Origin of the sequence: Rothia sp. HMSC065C03 (assembly GCF_001837295.1) — a bacterium.
Classification (GTDB): domain Bacteria; phylum Actinomycetota; class Actinomycetes; order Actinomycetales; family Micrococcaceae; genus Rothia.
The window spans coordinates 189,772-204,864 of record NZ_KV831978.1; the positions used below are offsets into that span (position 1 = coordinate 189,772).

Here is a 15,093-nt window from a genome sequence, read left to right on the forward strand (position 1 = left end):
CTTCCCCGCCAGGTTAGCGGGTAGCAAAACTACAGATCGCGCCCTGCCGTCAGTGTTCTTCGTGACACCGACGGCAGGGCCTGTGCGAAAGGGAGAATATACTTAAAGCCGTGATACAGCATTCAAAACCTGCGCGTTTGGGCATTGGAATTATTTCCGCCGGGAGGGTCGGAGCCGTCCTCGGCGCGGCTTTGCGCGCCTGTGAGCACACTATTGTGGGCGTTCACGCGGTGTCTGAGGCTTCTCAGGAGCGCGCCGCGATGCTGCTTCCCGATGTGCCGCTGCTGCCGGTGGAGCAGATTGCTGAGCGTAGCGAATTGCTGATTCTTGCGGTTCCCGATGATGAGCTGCCGGGCCTCGTCACCTACCTGGCGTCCTCGGGAAGTATTACCGCCGGTCAGATTCTGGTGCACACCTCCGGCCGTCACGGCACTGAGGTTCTGGCACCGGCGACCGCGCTGGGCGCTATCGGTTTGGCGATTCACCCCGCCATGACGTTTACCGGCATGTCCGTGGACCTGCAGCGCCTGAACGGCACCTGCTTCGCCGTGACCGGGCCTGCACCGTTCATCCCGATTGCTCAGGCACTCGTGGTGGAGATGGGCGGTGAACCCGTGCACGTTGCCGAGGCCGACCGAGCGCTCTACCACGCCGCTCTAGCGCACGCCGCGAACCACCTCGTGACCATCCTGGGTCAGTCCCAGCAGATGCTCGCCTCCATCGGTATTGAGGACCCGGCACGCTACATGGGGCCGCTCGTGCGAGCCGCCGTGGACAATGCGCTCGCCAGCGGTGAGGGTGCTCTCACCGGGCCCGTGGCACGCGGAGACGCCGGCACCGTGAAGGCTCACCTTCAGGCTCTGAATGAGTACTCAGAGCATGAGAAAACAGGTGATATTACAGACTCTTATGCCGCTCTGGCACACGCAACCGCAAAAAGAGCGCATAATAGAGGTTTGTTAAACGATGAACAACTGGGACGAATTGAGAATCTGCTGGGTGAGTCTTCGGACCGCAACCACCCCGGCGATATTGATGATTCAGCCCCCGAAAACAAGGAGTTCTCGTCATGACTGAGACTTCGATGCCCCGAGTCGTGACCACCATTGCGGAGTTCCGCACGGCAATCACCGAATCTCTTGCCGCAGCGCAGGAGGAACTGGACCGGGCAGCCCGCCAGGAGGCGGAGCAGAACGGCACCGCAGTTCAGTACAAGAACGCATCCCTGGGCTACGTGCCCACCATGGGCGCCCTGCACGACGGCCACGCAACCCTGTTGCGTCGCGCCGCTGAACAGAATGATGTAGTGGTCGCCTCCATTTTTGTGAACCCGCTGCAGTTTGGCCCCGGCGAGGATTACGAAGCATACCCGCGCACCCTGGAGGCAGACGCTGCCCTGGCTGGTGCCGCCGGTGTTGACATTATTTTTGCCCCCGAGGTTGAAGAGATGTACCCCGACGGTGACCCGCTGATTCGCATTTCGAGCGGCGAGCTGGGCACCAAGTTTGAGGGTGCGACCCGCCCCGGCCACTTTGACGGTGTGCTGACCGTGGTCAATAAGTTCTTCAACATTATTCGCCCCGCTGCGGGTAACCATCCGGTGAACGCGTACTTCGGTCAGAAGGACGCTCAGCAGTACATCCTGATTCAGCGTATGGTGCACGATTTCAACCACGACGTGACCATGCGCCCAGTGGCGATTGTTCGCGACGATAACGGCCTGGCGCTGTCTTCGCGTAATAGCTACCTGTCGGATGAGGAGCGCGAGTCTGCCCTGGTGCTGTCCCGCACCCTGGCGATGCTGCGTGAGAATTCGCTGAACCGTGGCTTCCACGAGATTGATTTGGACGGTGCGCGTGAGCGTATCAACTCCACTCCGGGTGTACGCCTTGACTACCTGGAACTGGTCGACCCGATGACTTTCGGTGAGCCGACTGAGGAGTCGGAGCGAGTGCTGGCACTGGTTGCCGCGTTCGTTGGCCCGACCCGCCTGATTGACAACATGGACCTGCGCTAAGCGTTCGTTCGTTTAGAAGAGTCCCCAACACACTACACAGATAGGTATCACTGTGAGCACTGAGCACACTGCCGCACCGGCGATTGCTGATATGTCCGAGCAGATGCAGATTCGCCTGGAGAAGCGCGCGAAGCTGATCGAGTCCGGTCGTGAGGCATACCCGGTGGGTCTGCTGGATTCTGAGGGTAACCGCGTGGAGCCCAACCACATTGAGGATTTGCGCGCCGAGTACGACCCGAAGCTGGAATCCGGCGAACTGAAGGCTGGCGACGAGACCGACCGTGTGGTGCACGTGGGCGGCCGCGTGGTGTTCGTTCGTAACACCGGTAAGCTGTGCTTCGCGACCCTGCAGGGTGGCACCGAGGGCAAGCGCATCCAGGCGATGCTTTCGCTGGCTGAGGTTGGCGAGGAGTCCCTGGCTGAGTGGAAGTCCCTGGTTGACCTGGGCGACCACGTGTTCGTGACCGGCCGCGTGATTGTTTCTCGCCGCGGTGAGCTGTCCATTATGGTGACCGACTGGAAGATGGCGTCTAAGGCTCTTCGCCCCATGCCGGTTCTGCACAAGGACCTGAACGAGGAAACCCGCGTTCGCCAGCGTTACCTGGACCTGATGGTTCGCGAGGAGGCTCGCGAGCTGGTGAAGAAGCGCGCCCTGATTACCCGCACCGTCCGCCGCGTGCTGGAGGATCACGGCTACATTGAGGTTGAGACCCCCGTTCTGCAGCTGGTGCACGGTGGCGCGACTGCTCGCCCGTTCCGCACCCACCTGAACGCTTTCGACCAGCCGATGACCATGCGTATTGCGACCGAGCTGCCGCTGAAGCGCGCTGTGGTGGGCGGTATTGAGCGTGTGTACGAGATTGGCCGCGTGTTCCGTAACGAGGGTGTGGACTCGACCCACAGCCCCGAGTTCACCACCCTGGAGTGCTACGAGACCTACGCAGACCAGTTCGTGATGGCTGAGCGCATGAAGGAGATTATCCAGTCCTGCGCGAAGGCTGTTGGTACCGAGCGTATTGAGACCGAGAACGGCACCATCGACCTGTTCGGTGAGTGGAAGTGGGTCGGGGTGTACCCGGGCCTGTCTGAGGCTGTGGGCGTTGAGATCACCCCTGAGACTGACGCTTCTGTGCTGCGTGAGATCGCTGAGAAGCACGAGGTGGACATCGACCCGAAGTGGGACGCTGAGAAGCTGGTGACCGAGCTCTTCGGTGAGATTGTTGAGCCGACCCTGGTGAACCCGACCTTCGTGTACGATTACCCGCCGAGCGCTCAGCCGCTGGCTCGTCCGCACCGTTCCGGTGAACCTCTGATTGAGGCGTGGGACCTGATTATTGGCGGTATGGAGCGCGGTACCGCGTTCTCCGAGCTGATTGACCCGGTCATTCAGCGTGAGCGCCTGACCGCTCAGTCGCTGCTGGCTGCTGCCGGTGACGATGAGGCGATGGAGCTGGATGAGGACTTCCTGCGCGCCCTGGAGCACGGTGCGCCCCCGATGGGTGGCCTGGGTCTGGGCATTGACCGTCTGATTATGCTGCTGGCGGGCGACCAGGATCCGGAGCGTCCGGGTACTGTGGTGCGTCAGCCCGGTATTCGTGAGACTATTCTCTTCCCCTTGATGAAGCCGGAAGCCTAAGCTTTAGCTTCACCTTGAGAGGCGATAATGCGGCGGGTGCCGCGGATACGGTTGTATCTGCGGCACCCGCCGTTTTTGCGTGCACTCTTTTGCACGGTGTATAGCGTGTGCTGTGGGCTTGGATTGGTATTTGCACAGGTCAGGGGCGTTTTTCGGTGCTTTTTTACTCTATTCTGGTGCTGATTTATGCTGCTCTATTCGTTCTGGCGGGGGTTTCTGCTCTTATACACGAATGTGTCGCATAGAAAAGAATGAGCTGTTGGGATAGGACCAGAATTTCGCTTTTGAATAGCCTGGGAATGCCTGGAGTGAATAGCGTATTGTGGGTGCCCGTGCGGGTGATGTAATTCCTGGGGATTGTTGGTGGTGCCGTGTTGTGCATTGTTCGATATTGTCCCCATAGTGTGTGCCGGAGGAATCCAAAGTATTTGCACTCTAAACTGCGCATTAATGTGTGCGGGGTGGGTGAGGATTTAACGGAGGTGAACGGAATGGATATATCGCTCAGGGCGATCAGCGCATTGTTTCAATATTCAGGAAGTTTTCGGAATCTTTAATATATTTCTGTTATTATGTGAAAGAAAATTAGTACATAAATATATCCGGCACACTATTTTCTCAATCTCCGATAGAGGCTTTTGGGTTTATCCACAGGATATATGCAACAGATGAGGAGGTGCCTCAATGGCACAGAAGGTTCGCATCATCCTTGAAGACGATCTCGACGGCGGCCCCGCAGACGAAACCATCCGTTTCGGCCTGGACAGCGCTCACTACGAGATCGACCTGTCCTCCGCTAACGCAGCTCGCCTGCGTGACGCTATCCGCCCCTTCGTGGCAAAGTCCCGCCGCGTGCAGGGTACCGCTACCCAGCGCACCCGTGCACCCCGCGGCACCGCTGCTCCGGTTAAGCGTAACCCTGAGACCGCAGCAATCCGCGAGTGGGCTAAGGCTAACGGCCACAAGGTCTCTGACCGCGGCCGCATCCACCAGGATATTCAGGACGCATACTACGAAGCAATGAAGGCTCAGGACTAAGGGTTCTACGCATTGCGTGTAGCCGGAGGGGTTGGTTCTTTAAGGTTCTAAACCTCCGGGTGCTTAGGGCGGACGGTGTTATCACCGTCCGCCTTTTGTTTTGCCTTCTTATGCGTGTTGTATGTTCTGTATATCTGAATGGGAGATGTTTTATGGCTAATTCCAATTAACTATTTACGTGTAAAATATATGGGGCTGGTTGATGGGGCAATCGGTGCAATACCGAGAAGGGTATTGGTTGAACGCAGGGGCATAGTACACATTCGGGTTCTGCGTTCATTTAGATTTCATGCATCGGCAGGAACACTAAAGGTGTTGGCGCATTAATCTCTTTGATGCTGTTGTTATTCGTCGGGATATTCCCCCTGTGTGGGGTGTGGGGTCTACCCTGAATAGAGCCGAAAATAATAAGCATGCCACCCGTGCGCTGTCGTGGAGATTTACCCTGATACTTCCCTGGTGCCGAGATGATTGTCGGAGGAAATTCTGCTGTAGATTGCCTGGGAATTATGTGGAAATATTCTGCCAATAATCGAGCCGTATATATTTTTGCGAATTATTGAAATTTCTCACGTAAACATATAAATTTTTAAAAATTTCTGCAATATATTCACGCGCGTGCAGAAAACTGGGGGTTCCCGTGTGGGTCTGCGTGGCTTCTTGTGTGTTCTGCTTTCCCGGGCATCCTCGTTTCGGCGCTACCTCCCCTCAGAGCCCACTCGTAGCCCCTCCCCGCAGTACATCCGGCGGTATTATGCGCACACTCTGCAGAGGCAACCCCTGCAAAAGCAACCACTATCGACCGGGCAGTGCTCATCTACCTTCAGGGTAGGTTCACCTGCGTGAGCTAGACCCCTCAAAACCACCCGCGGAACCCCCTCCTAAGCGCCCGAAAACACGCTCAAAACGCCCCGAACAGCTCATCTGTTCTCTTGATGGCGAACAGGCGCCCACACGCGGGGCATAAACCCGCAGCTCAACGTACTCTTGTATCAATAGGAAAATGCAAGGAGTGCGTAAATGTTTGAACGCTTTACCGATCGAGCTCGGCGCGTTGTGGTGCTTGCCCAGGAAGAGGCACGCATGCTCAACCACAACTACATCGGTACCGAACACCTGCTGCTCGGTCTGATTCACGAGGGCGAAGGCATCGGTGCTCGCGCCCTGGAATCATTGGGCGTTACCCTGAACGCAGTACGTGAACAGGTTCAGGACATCGTCGGCCCCGGCCCCCAGGCGCCTAACGGCCACATCCCCTTCACCCCCCGCGCGAAGAAGGTTCTCGAACTGTCCATGCGCGAGGCTATTCAGCTGAACCACGGCTACATTGGCACCGAACACATCCTGCTGGGCATGGTTCGTGCGAACGAGGGCGTGGCAAACCAGGTGCTGGTCAAGCTGGGCGCTGAGCCTGCCGCTGTGCGCCAGGCTGTTATGGACCTGATTTCCGGCTACCCCGGCAACAACTCCGGTGAGAAGGAAACCGCCGGCGTGGGTGCAGGTAACTCTCGCGAAGGCACTCCCGCGGGTTCGACCATCCTGGATCAGTTCGGCCGCAACCTCACCGCCGCTGCACGTGAGGGCGAGCTGGATCCGGTCATCGGTCGCCACAAGGAGATGGAGCGCGTTATGCAGGTCCTCTCCCGCCGTACCAAGAACAACCCCGTGCTGATTGGTGAGCCCGGCGTCGGTAAGACCGCCGTCGTGGAGGGCCTGGCACAGGCTATCGTGCACGGTGACGTCCCCGAGACCCTCAAGGACAAGCACCTGTACACCCTGGACCTCGGCTCCCTGGTCGCAGGTTCGCGCTACCGCGGTGACTTCGAAGAGCGCCTGAAGAAGGTCCTGAAGGAAATCCGCTCCCGCGGTGACATCATCCTGTTCATTGACGAGATTCACACCCTCGTCGGTGCGGGTGCCGCAGAGGGCGCGATTGACGCTGCCTCCATCCTCAAGCCCATGCTGGCTCGAGGCGAACTGCAGACCATCGGTGCCACCACCCTGGACGAGTACCGCAAGCACATTGAGAAGGATGCCGCCCTGGAGCGCCGCTTCCAGCCGATTCAGGTTGAGGAGCCCTCCCAGGAGCTCGCCGTGCAGATCCTCAAGGGTGTGCGCGATAAGTACGAGGCACACCACCGCGTCACCATTACCGACGAGGCAATTGAGACCGCCGTGAACCTCGCGGCACGCTACATCTCCGACCGCTTCCTGCCGGATAAGGCAGTCGACCTGATTGACGAGGCGGGCGCACGCCTGCGCATCAAGCGCATGACCGCACCCCCGGAAATCAAGCTGCTCGACGAGAAGGCCGCCAAGCTGCGCCAGCAGAAGGAAGACGCCATCAACTCCCAGGATTACGAGAAGGCCGCAGGCCTGCGTGATCAGGAGCAGAAGGTCCTGGCTGAGAAGGAAGAAGCCGAGAAGGCATGGCGCGAAGGCGGCGACGCATTCGGCACCGTGACCCCCGAGGTCATTGCTGAGGTTCTGGCTGCTTCCACCGGTGTCCCGGTCTACAAGATCACCGAGGAAGAGTCGACCCGCCTGCTGACCATGGAGCAGGAGCTCCACAAGCGCGTCATCGGTCAGGAGCACGCTATTGCGGCACTGTCCCGCGCTATCCGCCGTACCCGCGCAGGTCTGAAGGACCCGCGCCGTCCCGGTGGTTCGTTCATCTTCGCCGGCCCGACCGGTGTGGGTAAGACCGAGCTCGCTAAGGCACTTGCCGAGTTCCTGTTCGGCGATGAGGATTCGCTCATCACCCTGGATATGTCCGAGTACCAGGAGAAGCACACCGTTTCGCGTCTGTTCGGTGCGCCTCCCGGCTACGTTGGCTACGATGAGGGCGGCCAGCTGACCGAGAAGGTCCGCCGCAAGCCCTTCTCCGTGGTCCTGTTCGATGAGGTTGAGAAGGCTCACGCCGACCTGTTCAACTCGCTGCTGCAGATCCTGGAAGACGGTCGCCTGACCGACTCGCAGGGTCGCGTGGTGGACTTCAAGAACACCGTCATCATCATGACCACCAACCTGGGTTCGCGTGACGTGAACCGCCGCATCCCGGTTGGTTTCCAGGCGATGGATGACACCGCAGCCGACTACGAGCGCATGCAGGCACGCGTGATGGAGAACCTCAAGGAGCACTTCCGCCCCGAGTTCTTGAACCGTGTGGACGACATTATCGTCTTCCCGCAGCTCTCCGAGTCTGAGATTCTGCAGATTGTGGACCTGTTCGTGGGTCGCCTGGCTAAGCGCCTGGCGGAGCAGGATATGTCCATTGAGCTGACCAACGCTGCAAAGGTTCTCATGGCGGCTAAGGGTTACGACCCGTCCATGGGTGCCCGTCCTCTGCGCCGCGAGATGCAGCGCAACATCGAGGATGCCCTGTCTGAGAAGATCCTCTTCGGCGACATCAAGCCCGGTGAGAAGATTACCGTGGACGTTGAAGGTGAGGGCGACTCCGCGAAGTTCGTCTTCTCTTCGCAGCCGATGAAGGAGCTGGCTCTGGATTCGGTGCAGGAGCTGAACGAGGGCGAGTCTTCCGAGGCTCCCGCAGCTGAGGCACCTGCCGCTGAGGGTCAGGGCAACGACTAGGCTCTAGCGCAAGCCCTGGAATAAACCCTAGGTAGCTAGGTTTTAGCGCACTAAACGCCTGTGGGGCGGTACCGGAAGTATCCGGTACCGCCCCACAGGCGTTTCTACGTGTTTGGGAGGCTCTAGGGGCCTCTAGGAGCCTCTCTGTGGCGGGTACTAGAGCGAGACGAGCACAGTACCGCCCTGGGCGACTTCGCGGGCGAGAGAGTCCGCCAGAAGCCCCGCGTAGCAGCGCTGCAGCTGCTCGGTGGCGGGGGAGAGGGCGTACAGCGCCTTGAGCGGGCGGTGCACCGCGGCAGGTGCATTCGCCGGGAACGCCAGGTCGGGTGAGGTCGTGCCGCTGGCTGAGTCTGCGCCCGAAGATGCACCCAGGATGAGGTCGCGCTCCACTGGCTCATGCGCCGCACGCAGCACCGCCATCACCGCGCCGCGCACCTGACGGTCCGTGCCGTGCCAGCTCTGGCCCTTGGGGGTGTAGTCCGCCTCCGGCTTGCCTGCCGCAACCCAGGCGCACAGGTCCTCCACCGGGCACAGCTGACAGCTCGGGGACTTCGCCGTGCAGACCAGCGCGCCAAGCTCCATGGTTGCAGCATTCCACAGGCAGGAGGTGGGGGTATCGGCGGGCATGAGCGCCTCCGCCAGGCGAGTCTCAGCCGCCGTCAACGAACGGGAGGGCAGCGCCTTGCCGGAGACCGCACGCGCGTGCACGCGGCGGATATTCGTATCAATCACGGTGGCGCGCAGACCGAACGCGAACACGCTAATCGCAGCCGCCGTGTAGGAACCCACGCCCGGCAGAGCCAGCAGCGCCTCGTAGTCGGCGGGAACCTCACCGCCGTGCTGCTCCACAATCGCTACGGCGGCACCGTGCAGACGTTGCGCGCGGCGCGGGTAACCCAACCTACCCCAGGCGCGCACCGCCTCCGAGGTGGGCTCGGCGGCAAGGTCGGCGGGGGTGGGCCAGCGGCGCATCCACTCCTCCCACACGGGCAGAACGCGCTTGACGGGGGTCTGCTGCAGCATGAACTCGCTGACCATCACGCCCCAGGGGGTGCACTCGTCACGACGCCACGGCAAATCGCGTGCCTGGTCGAGGAACCACCCGTTGATTCGGTGGTGAAGCGCCTCGATATTGGTGCCTTCGGGCAGGGTGGGTTCGGGGCGTGTGCGTGCGGTGCGTTTGGGCTCTGAGGTCATCCGAAAAGCCTACGCCACGGGGCATATATTCCCAAAACCGCATGAACGGGGTTCACTGTGATTCTCAGGGTTAAACCCGGTATCCTTGAGGTATGTCTGAAAATGGTCCCGTTCTGCCTCCCGAAGTCTACCGCCGCCGTCGTATCGTGGCGGTCATTGCTCTGCTCGCTGTCATTCTGCTGCTGGTTGCCGGCGTGACCTCCATGGTCGGCATGATTAACGGCAAGAAGGACGCCACTGTAGCCTCCACCGCGACGCCTTCCGGTGCGCCCTTCCAGAGCTTCAGTGCTCGCCCCTCCGAAACTGCTTCGGCAACCCCGTCCGCTAGCGCGACCGCGTCTGCGTCGGCTACCGCAACTGCTTCGGCAACCCCCTCGGTGACCGCTTCTGCGGCACCCACTGCAAGCGTGACCACCGCCGCAGCAACCCCTGCGGCAACCACCCCCGCGGCGACCCCGACTACCCCCGCACCCTCGGTGACCACTGCGGCTGTTGTTGCGGCGTGCACCGCGAACGACCTGAAGGTGACCGTCACCCCCGCGAAGCGTACCTTCGCTGCCGGTGAGCAGGTGTCCTTCCACGTGACCTACACGAACTCCTCGAAGACCCCCTGCGCTGTGGGCGGCGAGGGTGCGAACACCGGCGTGGACCTGAACATCACCTCCGGTGCGGCTCAGGTGTACACCCGCAGCCTGTGCGCGGCGACCGCCGTTCAGAAGGCTGAGGTAGCCGCAGGTGCCGAGGCGGCAACCGACCTGGCGTGGGACCGTAAGATCAACGTCCTGGGTTGCTCTTCCGCTTCGACCGCTCAGAAGGGTTCTTACTGGGCGACCGCTACGGTGAATGGTGTGAGCTCGGCTCAGGTGAACTTTGTGATTCAGTAGTTCACCAACCTGATGTTCACAACGTCTGAACTTTCATAGTTTTTGCCCGTGAATGGGCGCGAAAAGCCCCCGTGCTGGATATTCTCCGGTGCGGGGGCTTTTTGTATAGGTCTATTGCGTGGCGCTATTTGGAGGCGCGCGGCTTGGCGAAGCGGCGCTCACCCAGGTACCCGAGCAGGCTTCCGAATGCGGTCCACTGTAGTGCCGCCAAAAGCAGGGTGGACAGGTCGGTCACCTCAAAGGAATTGGGGATGACCTTGAACCACAGCAGCGGCAGGTAAATTAGGAACAGAATGGGGGACGCCCACACGAAGAACGGGACGGGGTGCTTGGCCGACGGATACTTAGCTCGTGAGTACGACATTGTGACCTCCTTGGGGTGTCAAGGTGCGGAGAAAACTCCGCTGTCACTGCATCATAGCGCAAAAATATTCTCCGGGGGGGGGGATTACGCGCCGCTGACTTAGAGATATTTCTCCAGGCTGCTCTCCGCCATGCGGGAGAGCTGCTCACGCACCGTGCGGGCACGAGCCTCACCCACACCGTCCACGGCGCGCAGGTCCTCAAGGGACGCCGCCATGAGAGCCTGCAGGCTACCAAAGCGCTCCACCAGACGCTCAGAAATAGCGTTCGGGATGCTCGGAATGCCGGCAAGCAGGCGGAAACCGCGAGGCTGCAGGGGTAGCTCCAGGTCGGGGTTCTCACCAAAGCCGACAGTGCGGGCAATCGTGCGCAGATCCACGATGTCCATATCGTCCAGGTTCTGCAGAGCCTCAACGCCGGCGGTAATCAGCTCGTCGTTCACCTCGGGCAGGTAGTCGCGCAGAATCAGGTCGCTGGCGGTCATCTCGGGGGCGCGCAGCTCCTCCAGCTGCAGGGCAATCAGGCGGCCGTGCACGCCGAGCTCCAGCACGTAGTGGCTGACCTCGCGGATAATGCGGTTCACCATCTCCATGCGCTGCAGGGTCATCGCCACGTCGCTCAGGGAAACGTTCGATTCAATCTCCTGGGCAGACAGGTTGGAGAGCACCGAACGCAGACGCTTCTTGTAGCTTTCAAGGGTCTGAATCGCCTGGTTTGCGCGAGCCATCAGGTACTGGCTGTCCTCAACCATGTAGCGGGTGCCGTCAACGTACACCGAAATCACGGACATCGATGCACTCACCGAAATCACCGGGAAACCGGTCTGAATTGCGGTGCGCTCGGCGGTGCGATGGCGGGTGCCGGACTCGTTCGTTTCAATGGAGGCGTCCGGCATGAGCTGCACGCCGGCGTGCAACAGGCGGGTGGCGTCGCGGTCGCAGATGATAGCGCCATCCATCTTCGCCAGCTCGCGCAGGCGGGTTGCCGAGAACTCAGTGTCGATATTGAAACCGCCCGACGACAGGGAGGATACGGTGCGGTCGGATCCGAGTACGATGAGTGCGCCCGTACGGCCACGCATGATGCGTTCCAGGCCCTCGCGGAGCTCGGTGCCGGGGGCGATTCGGGCGATAGTTTTAAGCAATAGGTCACTATAATTCATCTGCACGAAAACCATTGTACCCGTAAGGGTGGTTATTGAGCCAGGTCAGGGGCGGAACAGCGGGCTAAAGTGCCTCAAAAACGAACGGATATTCTCGATATTTATACGGGAGTGCACCGGGCTAAACTATCTGCGTTTAAGAGTAAAAATGCGTTCTGTGGCACCCCATTTCGCCGTGACCAAACACTGCGCACCATATCGCCCCAGACCCTAAAATAGACCCATGACCGCGCGCACGAAAAACACCAAAACCGCACCCGCCTACCGCTGCACCGAATGCGGCTGGACCACCGCCAAATGGGTAGGGCGCTGCGGCGAATGCCAAACCTGGGGCACCGTCGAAGAAGCCGCCGGGGGCACCCGCGCGCGCACCCGCGCCGCATCCAGCGTACAGAAACCCGCCCAGCCCATCGCAGAAGTCGACTCGCGCGTAGCCGCCTACATGAGCACCGGAAACCCCGAATTTGACCGCGTGCTCGGCGGCGGACTCGTACCCGGCGCGGTCATCCTCATGGCGGGCGAACCCGGCGTGGGTAAGTCCACCCTGCTGTTGGATGTTGCCGCCACCTTCGCGCGCGGCACCGCCGGAATTGCGGGGCAGAACAACCCTGCACAAAGCACCCAGCCGCCGCGCCCGGTCCTGTACATTACCGGCGAGGAATCCGCCGCGCAGGTCAAGCTCCGCGCCGACCGCATCCGCGCCATCGCGGACACCCTCTACCTGACCAGCGAAACCGACCTCGGCACCGCCCTGGCGCACATCGAGCAGGTCAACCCTTCCCTGTTGGTCATTGACTCGGTGCAGACCCTCGCCTCCGCAGAAGTTGAGGGTAGCGCCGGTGGTGTCACCCAGGTGCGCGAGGTCGCCGCCTCCGTGATTGCAGCCGCGAAGGAACGCAACATGTGCACTCTGCTCGTGGGTCACGTGACTAAGGAAGGCGCCATCGCTGGCCCGCGCCTGCTTGAGCACCTGGTGGACGTGGTCTGCCAGTTCGAGGGCGATAAGCACTCGAATATCCGCATGCTCCGCGCGATTAAGAACCGCTTTGGACCCACCGACGAGGTGGGCTGCTTCGACATGCACGAGGACGGCATCGCGCCGGTGCTGGACCCCTCCGGCATGTTCGTCTCCAGTACCCCGCACCCGGTGGCGGGCACCTGCGTGACCGTCACGATGGAGGGCCGCCGGCCCCTGCTCGCGGAGGTACAGGCACTGCTGGATCAGGCGGTGGCACCCGCCCCGCGCCGTACCGTTTCGGGCCTGGATTCGGCGCGTATCCAGATGCTGTTGGCGGTGCTACAGCGCCGCGCCGGGCTGAACGTGGGTAAGCTCGACTGCTACGTCTCCACGGTGGGCGGTGCAAAAATTGCCGAGCCCGCCGCAGACCTGGCGTGCGTCATGGCGCTTGCCTCGGCGGCGCAGAATAAGCCGCTACCGCGCAAACTCGCGGTCTTCGGCGAGGTCGGCCTGGCCGGTGAAGTGCGCGCCGTGCCGGGCATCCGCCAGCGCATTGCGGAGGTGGGCCGCCTGGGCTTCACGCACGTGCTGGTGCCCGCCTCCCCGACCGGCGTGGGGGACGTGCCCGAGGGCGTGACCGTGCGTGAGGTAACCACCCTGGGTGAGGCGCTCGCGCTGCTCTTCCCGCAGAAATAGCCACCCGCGCATCAACAGCATAGAGATAGCAGAGGAGGGGGCTCCCGGCTGGCGTGAATGCCGGCCGGGAGCCCCCTCCGCTGTGTCTTTGTGGTTGCCACTGACCCCGCTAGAGCCCCACTAGAACCCCGCTAGGAGGAGCGGCTCTCCTCCTCGTTCTCGTGCAACATGATGTTGATCGAGCGGGTGTGGAGCTTGTTCGTGCGGTGGGTGTTCACCGCGCTATCGGTCACGTCGTCAACCACCTTGGAGTTATCCATGTCAGCGTCAACAATCGGGATTGCCGAGGTACGCGGTGCGTGCTTCGTGACCGCCTCGCCCAGGGGCACCAGAACCGCCACGGCGTCCTTGTGGGACATGCCGGTCGCCTCCAAAAAGTCGACTACAATCAGGCGGAGCATCAGCACGAGCGACTCGCCCTCAAAGGTCGCCACACCCATCGTGCGCGGCTCGAGGGTGCCGGCAAGCTTAATCATGCGTTCGCGTGCCTCCATCATGTAGTGCTCGCGTTCGCCTTCGGTCGGTGCAGACATGCCCAGGCCGAGACTCTGCGCCGCCAGCGACAGCTCGGTCAGCGCGTCACTAAGCGAGAGCTGCGCAGCAGTACGCAGCTGCACGTGGTGAATCGTGGACGCCATACGGCGGTTGAGCACGCGGTCGTTACGGATCGCCAAATCTACCGCGGCGAGAGTCTTCGCCATGCGCGCTAGCTCGCCCTTGCTCTTGCGGCTATTCCACGACAGCTCGCTCATACCCTGCGCGGTGATCAGGTCGCCTCGGCACGCATCATACAGCGGTTGCAGGGCGCGTGCATCAAGCAGGCTCTGGTACGCCTTGTTGTAGTCGTAGTAGCGGATTGCTTCGGAGGAAAGCTGGAAAACCTTCGCGAACGCATCCATGAGAGCCTGCGCGCGGGCACGCGGGTTCTTACGCGGGTCGCGCGGCATCAGGTACATGGCGAGGAACGCAAAGGCGCCACCAACGATACCGTCGAAACTGCGGGTGAACGCATCGTCAGGTACGGGCAGTAGCAACATGAAACAGGCCTGGAAGCTGAGCTGAATCGTAAAAATAATGCCCTTATCAATAAATCGGGCAATAATCACGGTCAAGAAAAGCACCACTGCCGCCTGCCAGGTGCCGTGACCGAGCAGAATCAGCAGAAGGTCGCCAATGAGAATGCCGAGGGTCACGCCGAAGGAGACCTCAAGGATTCGGCGGGAATGCTTAGCACCGCTTACATAGCCGAGAGATACGAGGGCGGCAACCGGCGCGAAAATGGGTTCCTGGTGGCCCAGGATGTGCTCAGCGAAAAGCCAAGCGCCCATAGACGCCGCAACAATCTGCACAGACTGAAAGAAGTCAGCCCGGACTCGGTGAATACCCTCATGGACGAACTGCCGGGTGTTCTGTTCAGTAGTGCGTAGAATCTCTGCGAAGCGTGCCATGAGCACCATCATACCGTCGAGCCGAGCGGGGCGAGGGGAGGCCGGGTCTCGCGGTTCTGTGACGTGCGACCTGCGCCCCCGGCCAGGTCGGGAGCTCCCCCAG

General features: G+C 61.1%; 11 protein-coding genes. 7 read left to right on the forward strand and 4 right to left on the reverse strand.

The window, feature by feature from the left end:
- Window positions 1-110: 110 nt before the first annotated feature.
- The 5 genes from HMPREF2605_RS00985 to HMPREF2605_RS01005 all read left to right on the forward strand — a co-directional run bounded on the left by HMPREF2605_RS00985 (window position 111) and on the right by HMPREF2605_RS01005 (window position 8,282).
- Window positions 111-1,073, forward strand: coding sequence for a Rossmann-like and DUF2520 domain-containing protein (locus HMPREF2605_RS00985; RefSeq protein ID WP_070846682.1), 963 nt, complete (start codon window positions 111-113; stop codon window positions 1,071-1,073).
- On the forward strand, window positions 1,070-2,017 hold the full coding sequence (panC, locus tag HMPREF2605_RS00990) for a pantoate--beta-alanine ligase (RefSeq protein ID WP_070846683.1): 948 nt from the start codon (window positions 1,070-1,072) through the stop codon (window positions 2,015-2,017). The genes HMPREF2605_RS00985 and panC overlap by 4 nt, the downstream gene beginning before the upstream one ends.
- A gap of 52 nt (window positions 2,018-2,069) precedes the next feature.
- Window positions 2,070-3,653, forward strand: coding sequence for a lysine--tRNA ligase (gene lysS, locus HMPREF2605_RS00995; RefSeq protein WP_083324832.1), 1,584 nt, complete (start codon window positions 2,070-2,072; stop codon window positions 3,651-3,653).
- A 684-nt stretch (window positions 3,654-4,337) separates the two neighbouring features.
- Window positions 4,338-4,691, forward strand: a complete 354-nt coding sequence (locus HMPREF2605_RS01000) for a histone-like nucleoid-structuring protein Lsr2 (RefSeq protein ID WP_070846685.1) — start codon at window positions 4,338-4,340, stop codon at window positions 4,689-4,691.
- Between the two features lie 1,020 nt (window positions 4,692-5,711).
- Window positions 5,712-8,282 (forward strand): ATP-dependent Clp protease ATP-binding subunit, encoded by a 2,571-nt coding sequence (locus HMPREF2605_RS01005; protein WP_012902781.1) that lies wholly within the window; start codon window positions 5,712-5,714, stop codon window positions 8,280-8,282.
- Between the two features lie 156 nt (window positions 8,283-8,438).
- On the opposite strand, the gene HMPREF2605_RS01010 is transcribed toward HMPREF2605_RS01005, so the two are convergent.
- The gene (locus HMPREF2605_RS01010) at window positions 8,439-9,479 is read right to left on the reverse strand and encodes an HhH-GPD family protein (RefSeq protein WP_012902782.1); all 1,041 of its coding nucleotides are present in this window, start codon (window positions 9,477-9,479) and stop codon (window positions 8,439-8,441) included.
- 92 nt (window positions 9,480-9,571) lie between these two features.
- On the opposite strand from HMPREF2605_RS01010, the gene HMPREF2605_RS01015 reads away from it, so the two are divergent.
- On the forward strand, window positions 9,572-10,363 hold the full coding sequence (locus tag HMPREF2605_RS01015) for a hypothetical protein (protein WP_070846686.1): 792 nt from the start codon (window positions 9,572-9,574) through the stop codon (window positions 10,361-10,363).
- Between the two features lie 124 nt (window positions 10,364-10,487).
- Here HMPREF2605_RS01015 and HMPREF2605_RS01020 read toward each other — a convergent pair whose 3' ends face one another.
- Window positions 10,488-10,727 (reverse strand): phosphoglycerol transferase, encoded by a 240-nt coding sequence (locus tag HMPREF2605_RS01020; RefSeq protein ID WP_070633657.1) that lies wholly within the window; start codon window positions 10,725-10,727, stop codon window positions 10,488-10,490.
- Between the two features lie 99 nt (window positions 10,728-10,826).
- Complete coding sequence (gene disA / locus HMPREF2605_RS01025) at window positions 10,827-11,903, reverse strand: DNA integrity scanning diadenylate cyclase DisA (RefSeq protein ID WP_012902785.1); 1,077 nt, start codon at window positions 11,901-11,903, stop codon at window positions 10,827-10,829.
- A 208-nt stretch (window positions 11,904-12,111) separates the two neighbouring features.
- On the opposite strand from disA, the gene radA reads away from it, so the two are divergent.
- Window positions 12,112-13,542 (forward strand): DNA repair protein RadA, encoded by a 1,431-nt coding sequence (gene radA / locus HMPREF2605_RS01030; RefSeq protein WP_070846687.1) that lies wholly within the window; start codon window positions 12,112-12,114, stop codon window positions 13,540-13,542.
- Between the two features lie 131 nt (window positions 13,543-13,673).
- Here radA and HMPREF2605_RS01035 read toward each other — a convergent pair whose 3' ends face one another.
- A complete protein-coding gene (locus tag HMPREF2605_RS01035; protein WP_070846688.1) occupies window positions 13,674-15,002 on the reverse strand; it encodes an FUSC family protein in 1,329 nt (442 codons plus the stop codon).
- Window positions 15,003-15,093: the final 91 nt, after the last annotated feature.